The organism is Streptomyces sp. NPDC055025 (assembly GCF_053608565.1).
The window spans coordinates 119,809-146,605 of record NZ_JBSGVS010000009.1; the positions used below are offsets into that span (position 1 = coordinate 119,809).

The following is a 26,797-nucleotide window of genomic DNA, read 5'->3' on the forward strand; positions in this document are numbered from 1 at the left end:
GGGGTCCTGTGAGTCGGGATGGTGCGAGAGGGCGGTACAGGTGTTTCCGTGCGGTGCGGCCGTGCGTTCCCACGCACGGCCGCACTGTTCCTCCGGGACCGGCCGGGGCGTGTCGCGAGAGTCCCGCCCGGCCCGCGACGGCCTACCTCGGTGATCTGGGCAGGCCGAAGCCGATGGCCCGGACGTTCTCCAGCCGTCCGTACGGGCTACTGGTCGTCCCGATGTCCTTGCTCAGGGACTCGATCCCGGCCTCGATACCGAAGAGCCCGGCGAGGACGGCCTCCGTCACGGCGACGGCGGCGTTGCTGTCCCGGTTCGCCACGCCCCGGCCCGCGACGCGGTAGCCGCCGTCCGCGGCGACCTCCATGGCCTGGCCCCACAGCCCGCCGGAAGTGGCCCGGTGCGCGCGGCGCAGCACCCCCGCCGCGATATCGGGACGTCCGAGCCGGCACAGCCCGAACGAGGTGGCGCCGGGCCAGGCAGCGAAGGCGCCGGCGGCGCCGTGGTCGGGCCGGTCCGAGAGCGGCGCGACCGGGTCCCCGGGGTCGAGGGCGCGCATCCAGTCGCCGTCCAGGAGATGTTCGGTGACGAAGCGGACCATCTCCGCGCGCTGGTCCGCCGACAGGTCCTCGCCCATGTCGGCGGCGACCAGCTCGAAGTCCAGACAGTGGCCGATGACCTCGTCGCCCTCCGGATGGGAGATCATCCACCGGCCGTCGCCGGCGTACTGCCCGAGCACGGCGGCGGAGAGCTCGGCCGCCTCGGCCTCGGCCACCTCGGCCTCCTCCTCGTGCCCGTCACCGAGCGCGCGCAGCAGCGCGGCCAGGGAGCGCAGCATGCCGACATAGCCGGCGTTCAGCGAGACCACCGCGTCGCGGTAGTTCGGCACGCACTCCAGCAGTTCCCAGGCGTCCCGGCCGAAGTCGGCCAGCACGCCCCCGCCGAACGTGGCCCGCAGTGTGTTCGGGCGGAACGCCATCTCCCGCAGATGCTGGAGCACACGGCGTCCGCCCGCGCTCTCGTCGAGCAGCCCGAGATCGCCGGTCACCCCCACATACGCCTTCACGGTCCTGAAGAGCGAGTGGTCGTTGGCCGAGTAGTGATTGCCGACCGGCAGCAGATTGCGGGTGTCGAAGGAGTGGCAGCGCTCGTACGGCTGAGCCAGCGCCGCGAGGATCCAGCGGCGCAGACCGTCGGGTTCGAGCAGGGCCGCCGTCCTGGCCCACTCCGAGATGTCCCAGAAGAAGGTGGTGGTGGCGCCCAGGCGCGGCCCGCCGGTCAGGAACACCGGACCGACCGGACTGACCTTGGTGTTGCGCAGATAGACGGCGAGCAGCGCGCCCAGATAGTACGTACGGGCGAGGTCCGCGTCCTCGGTCCGCAGGGTCGGCAGATGACCGGAGAACTCGGTGTTGCCCGGCTCGAACGCGCTGTCCCAGGTCCGGCGCCAGCGCTCGGCCACGGCGTCGAACTCCGCGGTGAAGGAGGCGGCGGCCCGCGCCGCGTCGCGTGCGACGGCCCCGGCCGAGTCCCCGATCTCCAGCACCACGCCCAGTACGGTCTCCTCGCCGGGCTGGAGTGTGATGTCCCAGCGGGCGGTGCCGCGCGCCCCCGCCGTCCCGAGGGAGCCGGGCGGGACCGAGAAGGCGTACGCGCTGCGCGCGGGCGACCGGGAGTCGGCGATCGAGACCGTGCCGCCGTCGGCCGTGGCGGTCCAGCGCTGTCCCTCCCACCAGGCGGCGGTCGTCAGCAGGGGCGCGTCGTCCAGCAGCAGTTCGGCGCCCGTGTCGGCGACCAGGACCGCCACACCGTGCCAGGTGCCGGGGGCCAGCGGCTCCGGCGCGACCAGCCGCTCGCCCGCGATCCGCAGGGCGGGACACCCGTTCTCCAGGGAGACCTGGAGCGAGTCGGGGTGGTTGCCGTGGGTGAGGATCACCCCGGTCTGCCCGGGTGTGTCCGTGCGCACCGAGAACAGGAGGACATCGCCGTTGCCGAGCCCCGCCGTGCCGATCCGCAGATCGGTGTCGGGCCGTACCGCGTACTCCGCGGCGTCTTCGCCGGTGTGCTCTCCCGCGCCCCCGACCGGTTCCGTCGCGCCGGTGGCGGCGCGGCGTACGGCGACCTCCCTGACCCGGCAGGCCGCCCCCGGCGCCCGTACCCGTCCCGAGTCCGGAGTGGAGTGGTCGGGCAGCTCCGACTCCAGCAGCATCGGCTCGGAGTCCTCGTCCCGCTGGATACCGGGGACACGGGGGCTGCCGAGACGTATCCAGCGCTCCCCGACCGGCAGGAACTGCACCTGGCGGGGCCGGTCGGCGACGGCCTCGTCGCGGATCCGCTCGGTGGTGAAGTAGTCGTGGTGGTGCCCGTCGTTCCACGGACTGCCGTAGAGCCAGCCCCAGTCCACCTCGGAGTGGGCGAAGGGAGCCAGCAACTCCTGCTCCACCGCGGCCGTCACGGGTTCGGACGTGGTGTTGCGCAGCGCGAGCCGCCACAGCAGCCGGCTCCGCTCGTACCCCATCCGGACCTCGGTGGTGACCGTCAGCGCGCCGGCCGCCGCCGCGCGCCCGACACCCCAGGGTGCCCAGCGCAGCCGCTCGGCGAGCGGTACGGAACCGTCGATCCGCAGCGCGCCCGTGTGGTAACCCCCGCTGTACGGCGGAAAGGCGAGCCAGGACAGCGAGGTGAGATCGCCGTTGACATGGCCCTGGCCCCACTGGTTGCGCAGGGACGGCAGATGGTTCAGCTCCGCGCGCTCGGTCCACCCGCCCGCGAGCTCGTCCAGGGCGGGGACGCCGTCGGTCGGCCGGTTCACTTGGACGCTCCTGACATGAGTCCGTGGATGAACTCGCGCTGGCTGACGAGATATCCCACGACGGGGATGACAGCGGCGAGGAACATGATCCCGAAGAGCTGGCTGTAGTCGGTCGAATAGGCACCGAGCGAGACATAGATGCCGGTGGTGATCGTCTGGCCCTGGAGCGGGCCGAGGATGAACTGCGGGTTGAGGAAGTCGTTCCACACCCACAGGCCCAGGAAGATCGCCACGGTCGCGGTGGCCGGGCGTACGACGGGGAAGACGATGCGCCACCACAGCCGCAGATCGCCCGCGCCGTCCATCCGCGCGGCCTCGATGACCTCGCGCGGGATCGTCCGCAGGAATCCGACGTAGACGAACACGGCGAACGAGAGATAGCCGCCGCCCACATTGGACAGGATCAGACCCGCGTACGAGTTGGCGAGACCGATCGAGCGCAGCAGCGTCACGATCGGCAGCAGCACCACCTGCGGGGGCACCATCAGCCCGAGCGCGAACACGGCGAGCAGGGCGCCCCTGATCCGGGGTGAGCGCTCGGAGATGTAGAAGGCGAGCATGGAGCTGAGCGGGACGAGGATGACCAGCGTCGCCGTGGTCACCATGACCGAGTTGAGCAGCCCTGCCTGGACCAGGTTGTCCGGCCGGCTCAGCGCGTTGACGATGTTGTCGAAGGTGAACGGAATCGGCGGGGCGGCCGGATTCGAGACGATCTGGTCCTGCTTCTTGAACGCGCTGACGAAGGCGACGTACACGGGCAGGATGAACGCCAGTGTGATCAGCCAGGCGCCGACGAGATGCGTCCTGCCGCGCAGCCGGGACCCCGGGGCCCGGCCGGAGCCGCCCGGCCCGGCCGACGGCGCGGACCCGGCGGAGGCCTTGGTCCCGGTGGGCTTCGCGGTCCTGACGGGCCGTGTGGTGGGAGCGCTCACAGGTTCGTCTCCCTTCGGCGGAGCAGTGTGGTGACGCCGTACGAGACCACGGCGGTCAGAGCCAGCAGGAACATGGCGATGGACGAGGCGTAGCCGAACCGGTTGTCGGTGAAGGCCACGGAGATCAGATAGAAAGCGGTCGACTGGGTCGACTCCGCCGGGCCGCCACCGGTGAGGACGGCGACCACGTCGTAGAGCTTCAGTGTGGTGATCAGACACAGGACGACACTGATCGTCGTACCGGGCGCGATCATGGGCAGGGTGACATGCCGGAAGCGGCCGAGGACACCGGCGCCGTCCATCCGGGCCGCCTCGTACAGCTCCTGCGGTACGGACTGGAGCGAGGCGGTGTAGACGACGGTGGCGAACGCGATGGTGATCCAGCTGACGACCGCGCAGACCGACACCACGGCCAGCTGTGAGTCACCGAGCCAGGCGACGGGTTCGTCGATCAGCCCCACCTGGGCGAGCGCGCTGTTGAGCAGGCCGTTCTGGGTGAGGATGCTGCGCCAGATGAATCCGACGATGACACCGGACAGCACCTGCGGGATGAAGATCAGGGTCCGCATCACCCGGTAGTTGGCGGAGGAGCGGTTGAGGACGATCGCGAGAAGCAGGCCCACCGCGTTGGCGATGACCGTGACCGCCACGACCACGATCATCGTGAACAGGAGGCTCGACATGAGCCGGTCGTCCGACAGCAGTTCGCGGTAGTTGGCGAGTCCGACGAAGGCGCTGCCGGCCTGAAGGGGATTCTTGTCCGTGAAGCTGAGGAAAAGGCTCTGCACCAGCGGGTACAGAAGGAACATCCCGTACAGGATGACCGCGATCCACGCGACGGGCGCCAGCCCGAGGCTTCGGCCTGTTCGTAGAGATCGTGAGGGCACAGCGTGATCCTTTCTGCCCCGGGGGCGGGAGGCGGGGCCGCGGGGTCCGATGCCGTACGGAGTCAGGGCCGTACGGCGGCGGAGGGCCGGAATGCATATGACAACGATGTCAAAGCAGCCCGGACCGCGACCCCGCCCGTCACTCCCGACGGGCGCCGGCTACTTGGCGGCCTTGTCCCAGCCGGCGTCGAACGAGGCCAGCTCATCCTTGACGTCGGAGCTGGTGAACAGCTTCTGCGCCAGGGAGTTGAACTGCTCGACCACACCGGGCGGGAGCGCGTCGTCGTTGTTGACCTGACCGAAGGCGCTGACCTTGGTGTTGTCCTCGGTCACCAGCTTGAAGCCGTCGGTGTAGACCGGGGTCACCTTCGCTCCGAACTCCTCGAAGGGGACGTTCTTCAGCATGGGGAAGGCGCCGTCGGTCTCGATGAGCGTCTTGAGATTGGCCTTCGACAGCGACCATGCCTGGGCGAACTTGGCGGCGTCGGCGACATTCGACGACTTCGCGCTGACCGCGGTCGTACCACCGGTGTTGAACGGGACGATCGCCTCGCCGGTCGCGCTCGGCAGCAGGAACGTGCCGTAGTCCTTCGCCGCCGCGGCGGGGATCTGGCCGATGAACCAGCTTCCCATCGGATACATGGCGCTCTCGCCGTCCAGGAACTGCTTGTTGGCGTCCGCGTAGCTCACGCTCAGGGCGCCCTTGTCGAAGGCGCCGGCGTCCACGAGCTGACGGTACTTGCCGACCGCGGCCGTCATACCGGGATCGGTGAACTTGACCTCGTTCTTGTACCGCTTCTGGATCCACTCGGGGTCCGCGCCCAGCACATCGGCGGTGATGATGCCCGACAGCGGGATCGCCGCCGACCAGGGCTCGCCGCCCGCCATCTCGACCGGGGTGACACCTGCCTTCTTGAGCGTGGTGACGACATCGACGAACTCGTCCCAGGTCGTCGGGGGCTGGAGACCGTTGGCCGCGAAGATCTTCTTGTTGTAGAAGATCATCGGGATGACCTGGGAGTTGGTGGGCGGTATGTAGGACTTGCCGTCGATGGCGTTGCCGTCGGGGTCGGTGAAGTTGTCGTCCAGCCACTTCTGGTCGAACGGCTTCAGCAGCCCCGCCGCGGTGAAGTCCTTCGGGTTGATGGAGGAGAGGATGTCGGGGAACTGCCCGGACGCCTGGAGCTGCTTGGCGTAGGCCGTGCGGTCCGCGTCCGGCGAGACGATCTTCTTGATCTTGGTGTCCGGGACTTCCTTCTGCGCCTCCGCGATGGAGGTGTCCCAGAAGGTGGCGGTGAGCGCCGGGGTCTCGAAGGTCATGAACGTCAGGCCGCCGCCGCTGCCACCGCCCGCCGACGTGGCGCTGGTGGAGCAGCCGGTCAGCGCCAGGGCGCCAGCCAGACCGGTGGCCGCCGTCATGAGGGCAGGTCCACGCTTCATGTCATCCTCCTTGATGCTTCACGCGGGACGTCCGGAGACCGGCCGCGCCGCGAGCCGTCGAGCGAATTACCTGGTCCTGAAAACCCGCCCGCGGAGGGGGCGGGGTGAGATGTTCCATGAGGGTGGGACGTTCCATGGGACCGGGAGTCCGGGCGGGAGGCAGGCCACCGGGCACCCCGTCCGCGCCCGCCCGCCGTGCCGCCCGGCATGGGTGTGTGTCGCTCCGCAGGCCCCGGTCGGGTCCGGCGAACACCCTTGTTTCGTATACTTTTCAGAAGAGTAGCCAGCATCATGACGCAGTCAAGACTCGTACCGCCCGTTACCGGATCGAGACCGGACATCCCGTGTCACGAAGCGGACTCCATCGATATAGACGCAGCTCGCAAGGGGTCTTGACGGCAGGGCCGGGGTGGGTTCGACTCTGCGGGGGACGAGGGCGGGCGGAAACCGTGCCGGGTACCTCGGACCAGGGAAAGAGCCGGAAAAAATAGAATCGACGGATCACGGCATCGGGAATCGGTCCGGAACCAGGAACGGGAGCGGGAGCGGCACGATGGCAGGCACGCCTCGACGACAGGCACTCGCGGACACCGCCTATGACACGATCCGTCAGCGGCTCGTCGACCACGACATCGAGCCCGGGTCGAAGCTGAACATCAATACGCTCGCCCAGGAGTTGACGATCTCACCGACCCCGTTGCGCGAGGCGCTCGCGCGACTGGAGGCGGAGGGGCTGGTGGTGAAGCGTTCGCTGGCCGGCTACACGGCCGCGACACTGCTCAGCAGCCGCAGTCTGCGCGAGCTGTTCGAGGTACGGCTGCTGCTCGAACCGGCGGCGGCCTCGGCGGCCGCCCTCCAGGTGACCGAGTCCGATCTGCGGCAACTCGCGGACCAGCTCGCGGAGATGAGGGAGACCGCGCGGGACTTCAGAAGCCGCTCGACGCTGCTGCTGTATCTGCACCACGACTCCGTCTTCCATGACCGGATCGCGGCTCTGAGCGGTAACGCGTTTCTCCGTCTGACGCTGGAGCGGCTGCACGCGCACGCGCATCAGTACCGGCTCTCGTTCCGTGAGGGCTGGGCGGAGGAGACCTGCCGTGAGCACGAACGCGTATTGGAGGCGCTCAGCGAGAACGACGACGAGACGGCGGCCGCCCGTATGCGTACGCATCTGCGCAGGGCGCAGACCCGACTGATCGAGGCGGCGACGGAGTAGGCCCGGTGTGCCTGTCCGCCGTGCCGGCGCGGGGCCGGCGCGGGGTCGACGCGCGTCCAGCGGCCCAACACTTTTCATGTCCACGTCATGACGGTGGCGGGGTGGGCGTCATCCGGCGACCGGAAAGTGGTGACCGTTCGCACACCGGACTGCCCCCGGTCGTCCGACGACCGGGTCCGACCTCTGGAGAACCCCGTGAAACTCCGGCGATCCGCCCGTGCCGCCCTTGTCGCCCTCCTGCTCTCCGCGGGACTCCTCGCCGTGCCCGTCCAGGCGCAGGCCGCCGGGCCCAGCGACGCCGATCTCGCCTATCGCTGGGCCCCGGTCCACTACCAGGACAGCGCGTCGTCCTCCTACACCGCCGACTATCTCTCGCGCGTCGACTACGACGGGGACTGGAACACCCTCAACAACTGGGAGAACCTCGACGCCAACGCCGCACGGTTGACCGGCACGGCGTACTACTCCGTGGTCGAGACCGCGACGCACTGGTACATCACCTACGCGTTCTACCACCCGCGTGACTGGAAGCTGTCCTCGCACGAGAACGACATGGAGGGGGTCCTGGAGGTCGTCGTCAAGGACGGCAGCACCTACGGCACTCTCCAGGCGGCCGTGACCCAGGCGCACAACAACTACTACTCGTACATCCCGGCGGGCAGCCCGTTCCAGGGCAACCGCGAGAACATCGACGGCACCCTGCTCACGGAGACCCATGACGGCGCCCAGCACCCCACGGTCTTCCAGGAGGCCAAGGGCCACGGGATGTACAACTGGAGCGGCGGCGGTTTCCCCGGGAGCGACGGTATCGTCTACCGCCCCAGTCGCGGCGCCGGTTCGGTGCCCACGGGCGGCAACGACCGTGCCGCGTCCTACGAGCTGGTGGACATCTTCTCCTCCGGCGGCCTCTGGGAGCGCCGCAACTCGAAGCCCCCGTACGCCTCCTGGGGCACCTTCGCCGGTGACAACGGCACGGACAACGCCGCGCACACCCCCTGGGCCTGGGACGACTCGAACGACGGCAGCGACCTCCAGGCCGGTTCCATCGCGGGCGACCCGGCCTATCTGATCAGCAAGTACTTCAAGAACACCGGGACGTTCAACCTGACGTACACCCGCAACTCGTACCTTTCCTGAACCATCCGCCCGTCCGGGCGGTGTGGACGGTACGGACACGGGCGGCGGCCGGCCGGCGGGCCGTCTGCCGCTCGTGCGTGGGTAGCCCGCCGTTGGGGTGTACGTCATGCGCTGTCTCTACCGTCCGTGTCATGAACAAGCTCTTGATCATGCTCAGTGCCGCCGCGCTGACCGTCGGCCTCGCCTCGCCCGCGGTGGCCGACCGCGACCACCACCACCGTCCCGCCGAGTTCGGCCGGGCCACCCTGACCGGATTCGCCTCCCTCCCGGTCGAGACCTATGTACCCGGCAGCCCGGTCTCCGGCACGGCCCTCGACCCGGCGCCCGTCAACGGCATCGCCGCGCCGTTCCCCGGCCAGCCGGTCCAGGGGTTCAGCGGCATCCTCAACCGTCACGACGGCACCTACGACGTGCTGTCCGACAACGGTTTCGGCAACAAGGCCAACAGCGCCGACTTCCTGCTCCGTGTCCACCACATCAAGCCGGACACACGCACCGGCAAGGTCAAGGTGCTCGGCGGCTTCAACCTGAGCGACCCCTACCGCCATGTGCCGTTCGCGCTCACGCGCGCCGACCGGGTGCTGACGGGCGCCGACTTCGATGTCGAGTCCATCGTCCGGGCCTCCGACGGCACGTACTGGACCGGCGACGAGTTCGGCCCGTTCCTGCTGCACTTCTCGTCGAAGGGCCGCCTCCTCCAGGCCCCCATCCCGCTCAAGGGCGTCCAGGCGCCGGAGAACCCGTATCTGAACGGCGCGGCCCCCAACCTGCCCAGCAGCAAGGGCTTCGAGGGCATGGCCCGCGGGGTCGACGGCCGTCACCTCTACCCGCTGCTCGAAGGCTGGGTGGCCGGCGGCACGCCCGGCGACCTGCGCATGAGCGAGTTCGACCTGCGGACGAGCCGCTACACCGGCAAGCGCTGGGTCTACCGTCTGGCATCGCCCGACAACGCCATCGGTGACGCGATCGCCCTGGACGCCCACCGCTTCCTGGTCATCGAGCGCGACGGCGGCCAGGCCGACTCGGCCAAGTTCAAGCGTATCTACCTGGCCGACAACCGCGACCGGAACCACGACGGGGCCATGGACAAGACCCTGGTCGCCGATCTGCTCGACATCGCCAACCCCAAGGGCCTCGGCGGCTTCGGGAAGACCTTCCGCTTCCCGTTCACCACGATTGAGGACGTCGTGCTGATCGACGACCGCACCCTGGCCGTCATGAACGACAACAACTTCCCGGGCTCCTCGGGCCGTACGCCCGGCAAGGCGGACAACAACGAGTTCATCACCCTCCGCCTCACGGACCCGCTGAACGCCGACAGGCGCGCCTTCCACTGAGGCCCGGCCGCTGATCCGGTCCCGGCCGACGGGTGATCCCACCCCGGCGGGCGGGCGGGCCACCGGGTGATCGCCGTGAGGTGTCCACCACCTCCGCGACCACCCGGTGGCCATGCGACGGTCGATGGAGCGGCCACGGGTTCCCCGATGCGAATCCGAGGGCCTTATGTCACCCCTTCGTTATCCCCCGACAGGTATCGATCCCCGTGGCCGGGGCACCGAGTCGGTTACCGGGGAGCACGGGGTCCCGCGTTCCGCGGCTGCGTCGCGAAGGCGTACGCAGACTCCCCCCTCGCAAGTGTTGACGCCCTCCCATTCCGTGACGGACCATCACATCAGGTGCACAACGCGGAGTTGGGCACCGTGATGTCGAAGGAGCGGCTCATGAGCGGAACCGTCAAGAGCGACAGCACCTCACGCCGCAAGCAGGCCACCATCAAGATCCGTCGACTGGACAGGAAAGAGACAACGGGCGACAGCAACTCCACCGGCTCCTGAACGGGTCACCGTGCCGGGGCGATATCCAACGGTCGATGAACTGACCTCCGGCGCCGCGGCCCTGGCCGCGGCGCACCCCGACCGGGTGGTCCTGCGGTCCATCGGGAACTCACGGGCGGGGGAGCCGATCCGGCTGATGTCCGTGGGGCGGGGCAGCCGGCACGCGCTGGTGGTCGCCGGACCGCACGCCAACGAACCGGTCGGGGGGCTCACGGTGCTGCGCCTGGCCCGGTATCTGCTGCGGCCCGGCAGGCCGGCCCGGTTCACCGACACCACCTGGCACTTCGTCCTCTGTCTCGATCCCGACGGGGCCCGCCGCAACGAGCGGTGGCTCAAGGGCCCGATGACGTTCTCCCAGCACTACCGGAACTTCTTCCGCCCCGGCTTCGACGGACAGCCCGAGTGGCTGCCCACCGAGCCCGGCGCGGAGCCCATGCCGGAGACCCGGGCCCTGCTCGCTCTCCAGGACGAACTGCGCCCCTATCTCCAGTGCTCGCTGCACGGCGTGGACGTGGGCGGCAGCTTCGTACAGCTCACCCGTGCCCTGCCCGGACTCTCCGACGAACTGGCACAGTCCGCCGCCGATCTGAGGATCCCGGTGGAACTGGGCCCGTACGACGCGTTCTTCTGGCCGAGCCCGGGACCGGGCGTCTATGACATGCCACGGCCGCAGGAGACAGATCAGTTCGTCTCGCTGCCCGCCGCCACCGCCACCTCCACCTGGTTCCATCCGCACGCGTACGGCACCGTCACCGCGGTCGTCGAAGCGCCGATGTGGGCGGCCGACGGGGTCGGCGACACCTCATCGCACCCCGATCCGCACGGCGCCCTGGAGACCATCAGCCGTACGCTCCGACAGGACGCGCGAACGCTCGCCCGGCTGCTGGAGCGGGTCCGGCCCGATCTCCTCGCCACCGTGGATCCACTGCTCGCGCCGGTCGACGAATATCTCGCCGTCAGTCCGGGACTCGCCGACGAGTGGTCGCCGGAAGCGGCCCTCGGCCGGTCCGGCGGCGCGCGTACGGGCGGCGACACCGGGGCCCGTACCGGCACCGGAACCGGCGCCCGCGGCGGCACCGGTACGGGCTCCGGCGCTCTGCCGCCGATGAACCGGGCACGGATCATGGCACTGCGGATCGCCGCGCGGCGGCTCGTCGTCCGTACGGCAGGACTGCTGCATCAGACGCTCGTTCCCGAATCCGTCGCCCAGCCCCGTTCCGCCACCGGGACCCTCCCCCCGCCCGTACCGCTCACCGGACCTTTCCCCGGCTTTCCGGCGGGAGCCCTCCCGGAGCCGCTCGCCGAAGTACGCTCCACCCTGGACCAGTTCCTCACCGAGCGCTGCGCCGCCTTCGAGGCCGACTGCCGCGCCCGCTGGATCCCGGTCCGTGACCAGGCGGAACATCAGTTCAGGATCGTGCTGGCCGCCGCGGAGCTGGCCGAGCGGTCCAGGGAGCCGAGGGCGGTACGGGCATGACACCCGACGGACGGTCGGAACCGCTGTCCGGATTACGGCGGCCACGGGTGAAGCCCGAGCACCGGGCCTACCGCACCGTGGACGGAAACGTACGGATCGGCAGCGTCGTGTACGGGATCGGCGCCGAGGTCACCGACCCCGACGGCTGGATCTGGACACTGACCGAGGCGCTCGACGGGACCCGCGCCCCCGCCGAGGCGGTCACCCAGGTGGTCACCCGCCACCCCGGAGTCGAACCCAGCTCGGTCACCGAGGCGATGGGCGACCTCTACGAGGCGGGATTCCTGGAGGACGCCGGGGCGGAGCCCTCCGCCGCGCTCACCGCGGAGGACCGTGAGCGCTACAGCCGCGGTGTGACCCTGCTGCGCTGGATGGATCTCTCACCGCGCGCGACGGCCTGGGAGCTCCAGGCACGATTACGGTCGGCCCGGGTCCTGCTGCTCGGTCTCGGCGGCACCGGGGGGTTCGCCGCCCAGGGCCTCGCCGCGTCGGGTGTGGGCCGGATGCACTGTGTGGACGGCGATGTCGTGGAGCTGTCCAATCTCAACAGACAGCCGCTCTACCACGAGAGCGACATCGGCCGGCCCAAGGCGACCGCCGCGGCGGCGGCCCTGAAGGCGGTCAACTCACGGGTGGCGCTGACCGCGGAGCGGCGCGAGGTGCGCGGTCCCGACGATCTCGCCGCACTGCTCGCGCCCGGCTACGATCTGCTGCTGCTCTGCGCCGACCGGCCGCCGGAGATCCGCCGCTGGGCCAACCGGGTCTGTCTCGCCGCCGGAATCCCCTGGCTCGACGCCGGCTACCGCGGCCCCCTGGTCACGGTCGGGGTCCATGCGCCCGGCCGTGGCGCGTGCTGGGAGTGCCACCGCGCGGGCGAGGTCGAGCGGCGCGATCTGCGGCTCGGCGCGGGCCAGGACGAGGAGGCGGCCTCGCCCCGGATGGAGTGGAACCCCGTGAACGCCGTCACCGCGGGGCTCTCCGGCCATCTCCTCGTCTACGCCGCGATCGCGCTGCTGACCGGCGTACCGGAGATGGAGCCCGGCTTCCGGTTCGGCCTCAATCTGATGGCGCTGTCCGAACCGCTGGAGGAGCGCTTCGAGCGCAGACCCGACTGCCCGGCCTGTGGCACACCCCCACGCCGGTGACGAATCCCGCCGCACCGACGGACGATGACGCCCTGTACTCCCGGCCCGGCCCGACGCGCAGTCGAACGGCCGAATTCGTGCGGATTCAGATCCACTCGGGGCACTCCGGGGCTAGGCTCGACATGTGACCTGCGCACATTGTTCGAGAGGAGGGACACCGGTGCACCGGGCTGAACACCCGATCGCCCTCCCTTTGCTGGAGCGCGAGCCCGAACTCGCGGCGGCGGCCCGCGCGGTCGACGCGCTGTGCGCGGAAGAGCCCACCGGCGGAGTGCTCGTCTACCGGGGCGCGGCGGGACTCGGCAAGACCGCGCTGCTCTCCGAAGTACGCCGGATGGCGACAGGACGGCGCGCGGTGTGGTCCGCGCGCGGCGGTGAGACCGTCACCTCTGTCCCGTTCCATGCCGTACGGCAACTGCTCCTGCCCGCGGTGACGGTGGACGGGCGGGACGGCGAAGGGGCCCCGGACGCACGGGAACTCCTCGGTGACCGGTACGAGATCGTCGGTCCCGCACTGGGCATAGCGCCGCCCGGCGAACAGCACGCCGACCCGCAGGGTGTCAGGGACGGGCTGGACGCGCTGGTCGGACGGCTCGTCGAGGCGCACGGACCGCTCGTCCTCATCGTCGACGACGCGCAGTGGGCCGACCTGGAGACACTCGCGTGGCTCGCCTCCTTCGCCGGGCGTCCGGCCGGCGGTCTGCCCGTCCTCGTCGTCATCGCGTACCGCACCGAGGAGGCCGTCGGCGAGACCGAGGGATATCTCCAGACCCTCGGCGCGGCGGCCAAACTGCTCGTCAGTCTGCGGGCGTTGACCTCCGACGCCACGGCCGGCCTGACCCGCGCCGCGCTGGGCGAGCACGCGGACGACCCATTCTGCCGCGAGGTGTGGGCGGTGACCGGCGGCAACGCGTACGAGACCGTCGAACTGCTGGCCAAGGTCAGGGACTGCGGACTCGAACCCGTCGAGGAGTCCGCCGGTGAGCTGCGCGCCCTCGGTGCCTCGGCGCGGGGCAGGGGACTGATCGCCCGGCTGGAGGAACTGGGCACGGCCACCACGAAGTTCGCCTGGGCCGCCGCGATCCTCGGTACCGACATCTCCCTCGATCTGGCCGTCTCGCTGGCGGGTATGAGCCATGAGGAGGCCGCCGAGTGCGCCGAACGGCTGAGGGCCGCGCGCATCCTGGCGGGTGTGGACCCGCTGGAGTTCGTCCACCCGCTGATCGCGGGCGCCGTCTACCGCGCCATTCCCGCCGCCGTCCGTACCGCCATGCACGGACTCGCGGCGTGGGCGGTCTCCCGCAGTGGCAGGGGAGCGGCGGCAGCGGCGCCGCACCTGCTCGAAGTGCACCCGGACGGTGACGCCGAGCTGGTCGAGCAGCTCCGCGAAGCCGCCGCCGAGCATCTCGCGGTGGGGGCGCCGGACGCCGCCCGGCGCTGTCTCGAACGCGCCCTGGCGGAACCACCGCTGCTCAGTGTGCGGGCCGAGGTGCTGTACGAACTGGGCTGTGCCACCCTGCTCACCTCACCCGCCACCACGGTCGGCCATCTGCGCGCGGCGCTCGACACCCAGCAGCTCGACGACGCCCTGCGGGTCGATGTGGTGTTCCGGCTCTCCCAGGCCCTGACCCACAACAACCAGACCGGGGACGCCGCCCATGTGGTGGCCACCGAGGTCGCCCGTACGGAAGAGACCCAGGCCAGGATGCGGCTCCAGGCCGCGCACTTCCTGTGGGAGGGAGTACAGGCCATCGAGGACGACGGCCCGGGGCGCTCCCGCCGCCTCGACCGGGTGGCCGCCGGGCTCACCGGCCGTGACAACACCGAGCGTGTGCTGCTGATGCTGCGCGCCTTCGACGGCACGGCCCGGGGCGAGAGCGCCGAGGAGATCGTCCAGATCGGCGAACGCGCCCTGCTGAACGGGGGATTGGCGGCCGGGGTCGGCTGGACCGACACGGCCTGGGGCTTCGAACCGCCGGCTCTGCTCGGACTGTCCTATGCCTTCGCCGACCGGCTCGACCGCGCGGAGAGTCTGTTCACCGAGGGACTGCGGGCCTTCGAGATCTCCGGCTGGAGCGGCGGTCATCTCGCCTTCGCCCACGCGCTGGTCGGCCATGTCCACCGCAGACGTGGCGATCTCACCGAGGCCGAGGCCTATCTGCGCGAGAGCCTGCGGCTGGCCGACCGGGTGGGGAACGGGCTGCCGATGCACTGGGACGCCGCTTCCATGCTCATCGACACACTGCTCGCGCGCGGCCATGTCGACGAGGCGCGGGAGGCCGCCGAGCGCCACGCGTTCCTCCCGCCGTACTCCTCCTCGATCGTCATTCCCGACGCGCCGTCCGTACGTGGCCGGCTGCTGCTCGCACTCGGCCGCCGGAAGGAGGCCGTCGCCGAACTGGAAGCGGCCGGGCTGGCGTTGATGGAGCGCGGCCGGCACAACATCGTGATGGCTCCCTGGGCGTGCGACCTCGCCTACGCGCTGGCGGAGGACGACCCGGCACGCGCGGCCCAGCTCGCCGCGTACGCCCGTGACCGGGCCGAACGCTTCGGCACGCACACCGCCATCGGGGTCGCGCTGTGCTGTGCCGCGTCCCTGCGGGAGGGCGCGGCGCGGACCGGGCTGCTGACCCAGGCCGTCGCGCATCTCGAATCGTCGCCCTCCCGGTACGAACTCGCCGTCGCCCGTGTCGAGTACGGCATGGCGGCGGGCTCCCCGGCCGAACTCTCCGCCGGGCTGGAGCTGGCCGAGCGGTGCGGCGCCGACGGGCTGGCGGCACGGGCGCGCCGGGCGCTGGAGGCTCCTCACGCACGACGCTGAAAACCAGTGGCCGGGGGCCGACCCGGCCCCGCAGTATCGGAACCTCAGCACCTCAGTACTTCAGCAACCGAAGCAGCAACGTCAGCACCTCGGTACGCGGGCAGCTCACGGCCGGCGCCTTGTCACCGGCGGACGACGCGCACCTCTGACAGGAGACCGGAACCCTTGCCCGTGCAGCCCGACGCCCCGCACCCGGACCGGTCCGCCGGACAGCCGGGCCCCGGGCCCGATCCCGGCCTGCGCGCCGACTGCGAGAACTGTTTCGGGCTGTGCTGTGTGGCGCTGACCCTCTCGGCCTCGGCCGACTTCCCCGTCGACAAGGCCGCCGGAGAGCCCTGCCACCACCTTCGGACGGACTTCCGCTGCGGTATCCACCAGCGCCTCAAGGAGCGGGGCTACCGGGGATGCACGGTGTACGACTGCTTCGGCGCGGGGCAGAAGGTCTCCCGGATCACCTTCGGCGGACAGGACTGGCGGCGGGCGCCCGGGAGCGCCGAGCGGATGTTCGCCGTGCTTCCGGTGATGCGACAGCTCCATGAGCTGCTCTGGTATCTCGGCGAAGCCCTGACGCTGGAGCCCGCCCGTCCGCTGTACGGCGAACTCCGTGCCGCTCTCGACACGACGGAACGTCTTACCCTGAGCGACGCCGGCACCCTGCTGGAACTGGACATGGCGGCCCGGCGAGGGGCGGTCAACCCGCTGCTGCTGCGGACGAGCGAGCTGGTACGGGCCCAGGTCCCCGGCAGGAGGAAGAACCGCAGAGGCGCCGATCTCCTCGGCGCGAAGCTCAAGGGCGCCGACCTCAGAGGCGCCGATCTGCGCGGGGCGTGTCTGATCGCCGCGGATCTGCGGGGCGCCGATCTGCGGCTGGCCGATCTGATCGGGGCGGACCTCAGGGACACCGATCTGCGGGGCGCCGATCTGACCGGAGCGGTCTTCCTGGTCCAGACACAGGTCAACGCGGCGAGGGGCGACGCCGCCACCCGGCTGCCCGCGGCGCTCACCCGGCCCGCCCACTGGTAGACCGCCGTGTCCCGCCCGGCGATCCGGGTGTGCACGGCGGTGGTACGGACGGCGGTGGTACGGACGCTCGCGGGGCGCTCCTCGTACCGGCGAGGGCGTACCCCTCGTACCTCACCCCTCGTACCTCAACCCCTCGTATCTCAGGCCGCCCGGCGCCGGGCGGCGCGGCGCAGGAAGTAGAGCGCGACGGCCGCGAGACAGGCCGAGCCGATGAAGAGCAGGGGCATGAAGTACCCGTATCCCGGATCCTCCTCGTCCGCTCGCGCGGGCGGCGCCTGGGCCGCCACCGGCTTCGGTGTCGGCCTGGGAGCGGGCGCCGGGGCGGCCGCGGCGGCGAGCGCCCGCGCGACCGGCCCGGGAACCGGCCCGTCCTTCACCGGCGGCCTCGGCGGCAGGGGCGCCGGCGGCGGCTTGAGCGAGCCCACGGGAGTCACCCGGCCCGCCGCGCGGAACCCCCAGTCCAGCAGCGACCTGGCCTCCTCGTAGACCTCGTGGACACCGCCCCACTGCGGGTTCATGACGGTGACCAGAATGGTCCGGCCGCCGCGCTTGGCCGCCGCGATCAGGGTGTAGCCGGCCTCCGAGGTGTAGCCGTTCTTGATACCGATCAGCCCGGGGTACTCCTCGACCCCGTCCTCGCCGGTGAGCAGCCGGTTGGTGTTGACGATGCCGAAGGTGCCGCCGTAGCCGGGGAACTGGGCGTCGACGGTCGAGCTGTACTCGACGAACTCGGGCAGGGCCAGGCCCGTACGGCCGAAGACCGCCAGATCGAACGCGGAGGACACCTGTCCGTCGGCGTCATAGCCGTCCGGGGACACCACATGCGTGTCGTACGCGCCCAGCAGCTTCGCCTTCACCCGCATCTGTTTGACCGTCGAGTCCCAGCCGCCGTTCATCTCGGCGAGCGCGCGCACCGCGTCGTTGCCGGAGCTGAGGAAGACGCCCCGCCACAGGTCCTCCACCGCGTATGTGTCGCCGGCGACGACCCCCACCTGACTGCTGCCCTCCCCGACGTCGTCCAGTTCGGCCTCGGTGACCTCGTGTTCGCCGTCCTTGGGGAGATGGGGCAGCGCGGTGACGGCGAACAGCGTCTTCAGGGTGCTGGCCGGGGGCAGCGGAAGGTGTGCCTCGTGTCCGGCGAGCACATCACCCGACCGGGCGTCGGCGACCAGCCAGGACAGCGCGGACACATGGGGCGGCGCCGGAGTGCCGCGCTTGGGCCGCACCTGTGTGCCCGACCGGTACAGGGTGCCTTCGACGGGGCCCGTGGCGGCGGCGGGGGCGACGGGGGCGGCCGAGGGACGGGGTGAGCGGCGCGGCGAGCGGCGCGGTGAAGGGGACGCGGAGGACGCGGCGGGCGAGGGGGACGCGGAGGCGGAGGGGGACGCGGAGGAGGTCCGTGACGTGGGGGACGCGGAGGACGCGGCGGCGACGGGCAGGCCCTCGGCCCGTACGGAGGGATCGGTCCGGGGATCCGCGACGGCCGGTGCGGGCGCGGGCGAAAGGACCAGCAAACCGGTGGCGAAGGCCACCGTCGCGGAGAACGCGGAGCGCGTCACGGATCTGGTGATCATTCCGCCACGGTAGGAACGGACCGCGCCCCGCGCATCGCCGCATGAGCCGACCGGCCGTATCTTCGCCCCCGGTCGGTGGGTGCGGGGGTCCGGCGGCTCGGGCCGGTCGGGGCCGTCCCGGACACCAGTGAGCGTTCAACGACCTCCAGGCACCCGATCGGGTGACGCCGGTGGCACCGCGGAGGCGACGCTCACCGGTCGGCGGGAGCGGCGGCGGGATCGCATCCGGCGGCCGGGTGGGAGACGGGGGCATGTCCTGGGCCCTGACCGGGGTCCCACGCCGGGTCGGCGGCCCGGTCGCGCATCGGCTCGGCGCCGATCACGTCGAGCAGCCTGAGCTTGTCCGCGGCGGCGGTCCCGGGCGCGGCGGAGTAGGCGGAGACCCGGAGATCGCACCCCGGGACGGCGAGCGTGTCGCAGTCCAGCGTCAGCGGCCCGACATCGGGATGGTGGACGGTCCTGATGCCCGTGTCGTGGAAACCGGCGATACGGGAGTTCCACAGCCCGGCGAACCGGCCGCTCACCCGCCGCAGCTCCCCGATGAGGAACCGCAGCCGTACATCGGTCGGGTAGTGCGCCGTGGCGGCCCTGAGGTCGGCGACGAGGGCCGCCTCGAACCGCGCCTCCTGCTCCTCGGTCTGGGTGATCCTGCTGGGCAGGCCCCTGAAGTGCTGCCAGACGGCGTTGCGGTCACGCCCCGGGAGCGCCGACGGATTGCCGAGGAGCGCGGCCCAGAGGGGATTCCAGGTGATCAGGTTCCAGGCCGCGTCATGGACACCGACCGGAGTCCCCGCGAGCCGGCCGAGCAGCCGCCGCACGCTGGGGGGAACGGTCTCGGGAACACGTCCGAGACCGGGTGGTGACTGCCCGGCGAGCAGGAAGAGATGCCTGCGTTCGTCCTCCGACAGCCGCAGGGCGCGCGCCAGCGCGGTCAGCACCTGTACCGAGGGGGAGGTCGCCCGTCCCTCCTCCAGTCTGACCAGATAGTCCACGGACAGCCCGGTGAGCTGGGCCAGCTCCTCGTACCGCAGCCCGAGCGCCTCGCGGGTCCCGCCCGCGGGCAGTCCGGCCTCGGCCGGTGCGATGCGGTCACGCCAGCGATGCAGAGCCGTGCCCAGCTCTCCGTGTCGGGTCATGTGGTCAGTATCAGCGCGTCCGGCGAGCCCCGCCCGACAGCGCTCCCGAGCCTCCCCGGGCGGAGCGTCAGATGTCCAGAGCGGCCTCGATCCGCTTGAGGCCGTGGCGGGCCAGTGCCAGATTCGCGCGGGAGCGGTCGAGCGCGATGTAGAGGAAGAGCGTGCCGCGGCTGGCGGTGAGCGGGCGGATCAGGTGGTACTGCCTGCCGAGAGTGATCAGGATGTCCTCGATGGCGTCGTCGATGTCCAGTGTCGCGAGGGTGCGGACCTTCGCGCGTACCACCTCGGTGTTCCCCGCGGCGGCGACCTCCAGATCGAGGCCGCGGCCCCCGCCCAGGGCGCCGAGCGACATGCCGCTCTCGTAGTCGACCAGCGCCACACCGATGGCGCCGTCGATGGTCATGGCCTCTTTGAGCGAGGTCTCCAGGTTCATGGCGTGGTCCTCTTCTTCGAACTGGCGGCGGTCGCCCGCCCTTGGCGGAAAGCCAGGGGACCAAAGGCGTCAAGATCGGTCACTAAAGCGCAAGTTGCGGATTAGGATACTGATGGATGTGGCTGAAAATGAAGGGGTACACGTGTCAGCGATCGAAGCGTCCCTTTCCCGGCTTCTGGGGACCCCGGGGGTCACGGGAGCCGCGCTGGTGGACGCGGTCACCGGGCTCACCTACTGCGTGGTCGGAGATGTGCTGGAGACCGGGGACGGTGTGGGGACGGCCGAACTGGCAGCCGTGATCACCGACCGGGTGGGCGGGGCGGGGGCCGGGAGCGAACTGGAGAGCGTGGTCGTGACGACCACGCGTCGCTATCACGTGATCCGGACCGTACGGCGCACCGGTGATCCGCTGCTCCTGGTCGCCGCGCTGGACCGGGACCGGACCAATCTGGCGCTCGCGATGCGGCATCTCGACGCTCACGCTGCGGAGGTGCTGGCATGACCGAGGACCCGGCCGGCCACGGTCCGCCGCAGCCGGACGCGTCGCCCCGGAACATTCCCGCGCTGCTGCGGCGGCTGCGGCGGGAGGGATTCAGCGGCACGGTGACGGTCTCCGCGTCGCCGGGTGGCACGATCCATCTGCGCGACGGGCTCATCGGCGCGATCGAGACCCCGGGAACGCCCTCGGCCGAGTCCGTCCTGCTGAAGTCGGGCCGTATCGACGACGCGGGCTGGGCGGCCGGGCTGACCGCTGTCCGGCACCGGGACGATCACGCGGCGGCGCTGGTCGGCGCGGGCCTGATCGGCGCCGCCGAACTCGAAATACTCTGCGTGGCAACGGTTTTCGAGGGAGCGTTCGCGATGTCCCTCGTCCGGCCCGAGGGCTGGGAGGTGGGCCCGGTGGCGCCGGCCGTGCTGGCTCCGCGCGGCATCGAACCGCGCGCCGTCGCGGAGGAGACCGCGCGCCGGCTGGCACTCGTCTCCCGGCAGTGGGGTTCGCCCGCCGATCTCGCCAGGGTGAGGATGCGGCCCTCCGCCGGCGCGGACCGGGCCGCGGGCCGGCTCACCGGCCGCTATCAGGCCCTGCTCGCCGTCGCCAACGGCCGCCGTACCCCACGGGATCTCGCGTTCACCCTGGGGCGGGGCCTGTTCGGGGTCATGGCGGACCTGATCCGTATGAACGGTCTTCAGCTCGTCCAGTGGGAGAACGGGCTCCCGGCCGACCGGCCGAGTACCGCGCCCCGCGTCCTCCCCGGCGCACAGGACGTGGCCACGGCCGCCCGGACACCGCAGGGCGCGCTGCCACGGCGTACCCCCGTCACCCGTCCGTCAGGACATTCCGAACACCCTGTTTGAGTGAGTTGTATGGAGTGGAGAACCCGGAGCCTCTGTACGGCATCCCTCGGCAGGAGCTCGGCAGGACCCCAGCCGGAACGTCATCAAGGAGCGCACATCATGTATGTAGGTTCGTCCGTCAGTTCACTTGTCGATGTTCTGGCGTCGCTGCGGGAGAACGTGATGGGAGTGTCCGAGAGCGTCCTCTCGACCACCGACGGGCTGCTGGTGGCCGCCGACGCGGACACCGTCCAGCCGGAAGCCGTCGCCGCGCTGGCGGCGGCGACGCTCGGGCTCGGTGCGCGTATGGCGGAGCAGGCCGGGACCGGCGCGCTCCGCGATGTCGTCGTCCGCTGCGGCGGCGGGCATGTTGTCGTCCTGGCGGTGGGGGAGCGGGCCCTGCTGTCGGTCCTGGGCGACGAGGGACTCGATGTGGCCGCGCTCCAGCGGGCGACCCCCGCGCTGGCCGAGGAACTGGCCGGACTCCTCGAAGGGGATGTGCCCGTCTGATCTCGTCGAGGAGAGAGACCTGAGAGCAGGGGCCGTTCCCGGCAGGGGGCGGTCCCTCGCTCGTTCCCGCGGGCCGTTCCCGCCGGGGGACGGACTCTCGCTCGTTCCCGCGCGAAATCCGTCACTCGCTGTGTGTCAGGGCGAGCGCAGCGTGCAAACGCGCGAGTCTATGCCCGGCGCGGTGGCGCGTGCAGGGGGTTACGGGAATATGCCGAAGCTCTTATCCGATCGGGCTAAGCTCACCCGGAGCGCGCCGAGTTGACACGAAATCAGGCATATGTTCGCCATGTGTAGTGATCGTGCGAATGACCCGATCTGAATCGACCGCCAGAGGGCTTACATGGTTCGTCTCGAAGCACCCCCGAATGATCAAGCGTCTCCCGCCGTCCGCGCGTTGCTGCTCCCCGCGGCCCTGATGGCGGCGGCGACGGCCGTGGCGGTGGCCCTGGCCGCGGACACCGCGCGGATGCCGCTCGTGCTGTACGGGACGGCCGCCACGGTCCTGGTCACCTGGTGCGCCGTCGAACTGTCCAGGCGGCGCAGGACCGTCGGCGTCCTCCATGAGCACTACGCCCACCGGCTCACACAGCTGGAGCGGCGTCTCGCGGAGCACGACGAGGGGACCGTACGGCTGGGCAAGGAGCTGATGCCCGCCGCGATCCACCGGCTCCGCCAGGGCGAGTCGCCCGCCGAGGTGATGCGCGCGGTCGTGGACGGCGACGAGCGGTACCGCGAACTCCCCTCCGCCCAGCGCTCCCTGCTCCGCTCCGTGCTTCAGATCGTGGACGACGAGGAGGCCATGCGCGACTCCGCGCAGCGCTCCTTCGTGAACATCGCCCGTCGCGTTCAGGCCATCGTGCACCAACAGGCGGGCGAGCTGCGGGAGATGGAGGAGCACCACGGGCGCGACCCCGATGTCTTCGACGATCTGCTGCGCATCGACCACGGCACCGCGCTCATCGGCCGGCTCGCCGACAGTATCGCCGTGCTCGGCAAGGCCCGCCCCGGCCGCCAATGGCCCAGGCCCGTACCGCTGTTCAGCGTGCTGCGCGGGGCGATGTCCCGGATCCTGGAGTACCAGCGGGTCGATCTGCACTCCATCGCCAAGGTCGCCATCGTCGGCACGGCCGTCGAACCGCTCATCCACGCCTGTGCCGAACTCCTCGACAACGCCACCCGCTACTCACCGCCCCAGACCCGTGTCCATGTCACCGCGGTCGAGGTACAGACGGGGATCGCGATCGAGATCGAGGACGGCGGAGTCAGCCTGAGCGAGGAGGCACGGGCCAGGGCCGAACGGATGCTCGCCCAGGCCCAGGCCGGTATCGACCTCAACGACCTCGGCGAGACCCCCCGGCTCGGGATGGCCGTCGTGGGCCGGCTCTGCCAGATGTACAACTTGCAGGTCTCGCTGCGGCAGTCGGCGTACGGCGGTGTCCGGGCCGTCCTCATCGTGCCGCGCGATGTCGTCACCACCGGACCCGCGCCCGGTATCGCCCATGGCATCGGCGCCGCCGCCGGACCCCGGGGCAGCTCGGTCGATCTGCCCACCAAGGACATGCTGCGCCCCGAGAAGCGGGTGCCCAGGCCGGTCACCGGACCGAGGCGGGCCGCGCCGGTGCCGTCGGCCGCGGCGGCCATGGAGGACGGGGCTCCCGTGGTGACGGAGTGGACGGAGAACGGGCTGCCGCAGCGGCGCAGCCGTGGCCGCGCCCCGCTCGGCTCCCACAATCTCGGCCTCCGCGCCCCGGGCCGGGGCGCGGCTCCCCGGAGCAACGGGCAGAGCGGCGACGTCCGTCACAACGCAGGCCGTGCCGAAGGATCCGCCGGCGGTCGTGCCGGCGGTGGCGGGCAAGCCGGAGGGGATGGTGAAGCCGGAGGGAACGGCCGCCATGGGCGGACCGGCACCCCCGGGAACAAACCCGGACCCGGCGTCTGGCTCGAAGCGTTCACCAAGGCGGTCAACGGCACCCCGAGGGAGCCTTCCGCCGAAGCGGGGGACACGCAGGCCGGGCCCGGTGACCGTGGCGAATCCGACGACGTGTGGGGCAAGGGAGAGCTGAAGTGATCCAGCAGCGGGCCGATCGGGCCAATATGGACTGGATGCTCAAGGAACTGGCCGACGGAGTACCGCAGATCCAGCAGATCGTGGTGCTCTCCGCGGACGGACTGCGGATCGCCAGACACGGCGGTGACCCCGATGTCGCCGACCGGCTCGCCGCGGCCTGCGCGGGACTCCAGAGCCTGGCCGCCGCCGTCGCCGCGGAGATCCCGCACAGCGACGGACGGATGCGGCTCGTCGTCATCGAGATCGGGGGCGGCTTCTTCTATCTGATGGAGGCCGGGGAGGGCGCGTATCTCGCGGTGCTCGCCGACGAGACGGTCGACGCGGGTCTGGTGGGCGCCCGGATGAGGGACATGGTCGTCCGTATCGGCGCCCATCTCACCAGTCCACCGCGCCATGACGGGCGGGCCGGATACGACGGGCAGGCCGGATGAGTACGCCTCCCCAGCGGGAACGCAGAAAACCCGAGGCGGACGTGGGAGATCCGGAACGGCTGTACGTGATCACCGGGGGACCGGACGGCGCCGAACGCGTACCGCTCGATCTGGTCACCATGATCATGGCACGTGACGAACCGTCACCCACGGTGCAGCCGGAACAGGCCGCCATTCTGCGGCTGTGCCGCGCACCGCTCTCCGTGGCCGAGCTGTCCGCCTATCTCACCCTCCCGTTCAGCGTGGTGACCGCGCTGCTGACCGAACTCCTCACGGCCGGACTGGCCGAATCGCGGGCGCCCGTCGTCCGCGCGGCCCTCCCCGACCGGTCCCTTCTGGAAGCGGTGATGCATGGACTTCAGAGACTCTGACACGGTCACCGGCCCCAGGAGCGAGGACATCCTGCCCACCACGGCCACCTCCGCGGTGAAGATCGTGATCGTCGGCGGATTCGGGGTCGGCAAGACGACGATGGTGGGCTCGGTCAGCGAGATCCGTCCGCTCACCACCGAGGAGACCATGACCCAGGCCGGGGTCGGGGTGGACGACAACTCGGGTGTCGAGAGCAAGACCGCCACCACCGTCGCCATGGACTTCGGCCGTATCAGCATCACCGAGCAGCTCGTGCTCTATCTCTTCGGCACCCCGGGCCAGGAGCGGTTCTGGTTTCTGTGGAACGGCCTCTTCGAGGGCGCCCTGGGGGCCGTCGTACTGGTGGACACCCGCCGACTCGAAGTGAGCTTCGACGTGATCGGACGCCTGGAGGAGCGCGGCATACCGTTCGTCGTCGCGGTCAACACCTTTCCCGACGCGCCGCACCACCCCGTCGAGGCGCTGCGGAAGGCACTGGACCTGCCCGACGAGGTCCCGATGGTCGACTGCGACGCCCGGCAGCGGGCCTCCTGCCGCGATGCCCTGCTGACCCTGACGCGCTATCTGCACTCGCTGGCCACGTCCCCCTGGAGTGACTGCCCGTGACCACCCCTTCCTCCCACCAGTCCGGGTCCGACGACCGTCCGGCGCCGCCTCCGGGCTGCCCGGCCCACACTCCGGGCACCGCCCGTCCCCGGGCCGCCGGTACGGGCGTCGACGGACTGCGCCGGCTCTACGGACCCGAGGCCGAGAACGACCCCATGGGTCTGTACGAGAAGCTGCGCGCCGAACACGGTTCCGTCGCGCCCGTGCTCCTCCACGGCGACGTACCTGCCTGGCTCGTCCTCGGGCACAGCGAGAATCTGCATATGACGCGTACGCCGTCGCAGTTCTCCCGGGACTCACGGCGCTGGAGCGCACAGCACGACGGCACCGCGCCCCCCGGCCATCCCCTGGCCCCGGTCTTCACCTGGCAGCCCATCTGTGTCTTCGCGGACGGCGCGGAGCACGAGCGGCTGCGCGGCGCGGTCACCGACTCGATCGCCCGTATCGACCACCGGGGTGTGCGCCGTCATATCAACCGCTACAGCAACAGGCTGGTCAACGAGTTCTGCCAGGACGGCAGGGCCGATCTGGTCAGCCGCTTCGCCGAGCATCTGCCGATGATGGTGATGGCACAGATCCTCGGGATGCCCGAGGAGTACAACGAGCGGCTGGTGCAGGCGGCCCGCGACATGATCAAGGGCACCGAGACCGCCAACGAGAGCAACGAGTACGTGATGACCGTGCTGCGCCGGCTCGTGGCCCGCCGGCGCGACACCCCCGAGGAGGACTTCGCCACCTGGCTGACGGAGCACCCGGCGGGACTCACCGACGACGAGGTCGGCCAGCATCTGCGGCTGGTGCTCATCGCGGCCTACGAGACCACCGCCAATCTCATCGCCAATGTGCTCCGTATGGTGCTCACCGACCCACGGTTCCGGGCGCGGTTGAGCGGTGGGCACATGACCCTGCCGGAGGCGGTCGAGCAGACGCTGTGGGACGAGCCGCCCTTCACCACGATCTTCGGCCGCTGGGCGGTCGGCGACACCGAGCTGGGCGGCAAGCGCGTCAAGGCGGGTGACGCGCTGATCGTCGGAATCGCGGCGGCCAACGCGGACCCGGTGGTACGCCCCGATCCCACCGCCTCCATGCGCGGAAACCGCGCGCATCTCGCCTTCAGCGGCGGCCCCCACGAGTGTCCGGGGCAGGACATCGGACGTGCCATCGCCGACACCGGGATCGACGCGCTGCTGCTGCGGCTGCCCGATCTCCAGCTCGCCGTGGAGGAGCACGAACTCCGCTACTCGGCCGCGCTGATGTCCCGTCAGTTGCTGGAGCTGCCCGCGACGTTCGCCCCCCGGCCGCCGCAGGATGTCACAGGACCGCCGGACGCGACGCCCGCTGCCCGGCGACCGCAGTGGCGGGTGGATTCACCGCGTCCGGTCTCCGGATCCCAGCCGCCGCCGCACTCCCCGCCCGCCGAGTCCGTCGCGGAGCGCGCGGTGCCGGCGCGGGAGGCGCCGCGCGAGGTCCCGGCCTTCACGGCGGCGAGCGCGGAGCCGCTCCCGGGCAACGCGCCTCGGCGTGCCTGGCGGGCGGTGACCCGCTGGTGGAACGGACAGTGACGGGCCGTCGTATCTGACGGCCGTCACCCAGAGCCCGTCCGGCGG

Annotated in this window: 22 protein-coding genes; 15 read left to right on the forward strand and 7 right to left on the reverse strand. The window is 70.9% G+C overall.

Annotated features, from left to right (window positions below):
• Positions 1–142 precede the first annotated feature (142 nt).
• The 4 genes from ACWGDX_RS08520 to ACWGDX_RS08535 form a co-directional block, all read right to left on the reverse strand.
• A complete protein-coding gene (locus ACWGDX_RS08520; RefSeq protein WP_453623513.1) occupies positions 143–2,812 on the reverse strand; it encodes a hypothetical protein in 2,670 nt (889 codons plus the stop codon).
• A complete protein-coding gene (locus ACWGDX_RS08525; RefSeq protein WP_453623515.1) occupies positions 2,809–3,744 on the reverse strand; it encodes a carbohydrate ABC transporter permease in 936 nt (311 codons plus the stop codon). The genes ACWGDX_RS08520 and ACWGDX_RS08525 overlap by 4 nt, the downstream gene beginning before the upstream one ends.
• A complete protein-coding gene (locus tag ACWGDX_RS08530; RefSeq protein ID WP_382860135.1) occupies positions 3,741–4,553 on the reverse strand; it encodes a carbohydrate ABC transporter permease in 813 nt (270 codons plus the stop codon). The genes ACWGDX_RS08525 and ACWGDX_RS08530 overlap by 4 nt, the downstream gene beginning before the upstream one ends.
• Before the next feature lie 237 nt (positions 4,554–4,790).
• Entirely contained in the window at positions 4,791–6,071 is a 1,281-nt protein-coding gene (locus tag ACWGDX_RS08535) for an ABC transporter substrate-binding protein (protein ID WP_453623517.1), read from the reverse strand.
• A gap of 553 nt (positions 6,072–6,624) precedes the next feature.
• Here ACWGDX_RS08535 and ACWGDX_RS08540 point away from each other — a divergent pair.
• The 7 genes from ACWGDX_RS08540 (at position 6,625) to ACWGDX_RS08570 (ending at position 16,725) form a co-directional block, all read left to right on the forward strand.
• Positions 6,625–7,287 carry a GntR family transcriptional regulator gene (locus tag ACWGDX_RS08540; protein WP_365905150.1) on the forward strand — a complete coding sequence of 221 codons (663 nt, stop codon included), beginning with the start codon at positions 6,625–6,627 and terminating at the stop codon, positions 7,285–7,287.
• Between the two features lie 195 nt (positions 7,288–7,482).
• A complete protein-coding gene (locus ACWGDX_RS08545; protein WP_453623519.1) occupies positions 7,483–8,424 on the forward strand; it encodes a hypothetical protein in 942 nt (313 codons plus the stop codon).
• Between the two features lie 131 nt (positions 8,425–8,555).
• A complete protein-coding gene (locus ACWGDX_RS08550) occupies positions 8,556–9,761 on the forward strand; it encodes an esterase-like activity of phytase family protein (protein ID WP_453623521.1) in 1,206 nt (401 codons plus the stop codon).
• Between the two features lie 508 nt (positions 9,762–10,269).
• Entirely contained in the window at positions 10,270–11,736 is a 1,467-nt protein-coding gene (locus ACWGDX_RS08555; RefSeq protein ID WP_453623523.1) for a M14 family zinc carboxypeptidase, read from the forward strand.
• A gap of 47 nt (positions 11,737–11,783) precedes the next feature.
• Complete coding sequence (locus tag ACWGDX_RS08560; protein WP_453623527.1) at positions 11,784–12,881, forward strand: HesA/MoeB/ThiF family protein; 1,098 nt, start codon at positions 11,784–11,786, stop codon at positions 12,879–12,881.
• 160 nt (positions 12,882–13,041) lie between these two features.
• Positions 13,042–15,702 (forward strand): ATP-binding protein, encoded by a 2,661-nt coding sequence (locus tag ACWGDX_RS08565; protein WP_453623529.1) that lies wholly within the window; start codon positions 13,042–13,044, stop codon positions 15,700–15,702.
• A 165-nt stretch (positions 15,703–15,867) separates the two neighbouring features.
• Positions 15,868–16,725 carry a pentapeptide repeat-containing protein gene (locus ACWGDX_RS08570; protein ID WP_453623531.1) on the forward strand — a complete coding sequence of 286 codons (858 nt, stop codon included), beginning with the start codon at positions 15,868–15,870 and terminating at the stop codon, positions 16,723–16,725.
• 140 nt (positions 16,726–16,865) lie between these two features.
• Here ACWGDX_RS08570 and ACWGDX_RS08575 read toward each other — a convergent pair whose 3' ends face one another.
• From ACWGDX_RS08575 to ACWGDX_RS08585, 3 genes are all read right to left on the reverse strand, one after another.
• A complete protein-coding gene (locus tag ACWGDX_RS08575; RefSeq protein ID WP_453623533.1) occupies positions 16,866–18,299 on the reverse strand; it encodes a D-alanyl-D-alanine carboxypeptidase family protein in 1,434 nt (477 codons plus the stop codon).
• A gap of 191 nt (positions 18,300–18,490) precedes the next feature.
• Positions 18,491–19,435 carry a helix-turn-helix transcriptional regulator gene (locus ACWGDX_RS08580; RefSeq protein WP_453623535.1) on the reverse strand — a complete coding sequence of 315 codons (945 nt, stop codon included), beginning with the start codon at positions 19,433–19,435 and terminating at the stop codon, positions 18,491–18,493.
• Positions 19,436–19,502: 67 nt separating this feature from the next.
• Entirely contained in the window at positions 19,503–19,868 is a 366-nt protein-coding gene (locus ACWGDX_RS08585; protein ID WP_453623537.1) for a hypothetical protein, read from the reverse strand.
• A gap of 142 nt (positions 19,869–20,010) precedes the next feature.
• On the opposite strand from ACWGDX_RS08585, the gene ACWGDX_RS08590 reads away from it, so the two are divergent.
• The 8 genes from ACWGDX_RS08590 to ACWGDX_RS08625 all read left to right on the forward strand — a co-directional run bounded on the left by ACWGDX_RS08590 (position 20,011) and on the right by ACWGDX_RS08625 (position 26,752).
• Positions 20,011–20,370: a hypothetical protein gene (locus ACWGDX_RS08590; protein WP_453623539.1), complete on the forward strand. Its 360-nt coding sequence runs from the start codon at positions 20,011–20,013 to the stop codon at positions 20,368–20,370.
• Positions 20,367–21,224 (forward strand): hypothetical protein, encoded by an 858-nt coding sequence (locus tag ACWGDX_RS08595; protein WP_453623541.1) that lies wholly within the window; start codon positions 20,367–20,369, stop codon positions 21,222–21,224. The genes ACWGDX_RS08590 and ACWGDX_RS08595 overlap by 4 nt, the downstream gene beginning before the upstream one ends.
• Before the next feature lie 99 nt (positions 21,225–21,323).
• On the forward strand, positions 21,324–21,713 hold the full coding sequence (locus ACWGDX_RS08600) for a roadblock/LC7 domain-containing protein (protein ID WP_453623543.1): 390 nt from the start codon (positions 21,324–21,326) through the stop codon (positions 21,711–21,713).
• 340 nt (positions 21,714–22,053) lie between these two features.
• Entirely contained in the window at positions 22,054–23,781 is a 1,728-nt protein-coding gene (locus ACWGDX_RS08605) for a sensor histidine kinase (protein WP_453623545.1), read from the forward strand.
• Positions 23,778–24,212, forward strand: a complete 435-nt coding sequence (locus ACWGDX_RS08610; RefSeq protein ID WP_453623547.1) for a roadblock/LC7 domain-containing protein — start codon at positions 23,778–23,780, stop codon at positions 24,210–24,212. Before ACWGDX_RS08605 ends, ACWGDX_RS08610 begins: the two co-directional genes overlap by 4 nt.
• Entirely contained in the window at positions 24,209–24,583 is a 375-nt protein-coding gene (locus ACWGDX_RS08615) for a DUF742 domain-containing protein (protein ID WP_453623549.1), read from the forward strand. Before ACWGDX_RS08610 ends, ACWGDX_RS08615 begins: the two co-directional genes overlap by 4 nt.
• Positions 24,564–25,190 (forward strand): GTP-binding protein, encoded by a 627-nt coding sequence (locus ACWGDX_RS08620; protein WP_453623550.1) that lies wholly within the window; start codon positions 24,564–24,566, stop codon positions 25,188–25,190. The genes ACWGDX_RS08615 and ACWGDX_RS08620 overlap by 20 nt, the downstream gene beginning before the upstream one ends.
• The gene (locus tag ACWGDX_RS08625; protein ID WP_453623552.1) at positions 25,187–26,752 is read left to right on the forward strand and encodes a cytochrome P450; all 1,566 of its coding nucleotides are present in this window, start codon (positions 25,187–25,189) and stop codon (positions 26,750–26,752) included. Before ACWGDX_RS08620 ends, ACWGDX_RS08625 begins: the two co-directional genes overlap by 4 nt.
• Positions 26,753–26,797 lie beyond the last annotated feature (45 nt).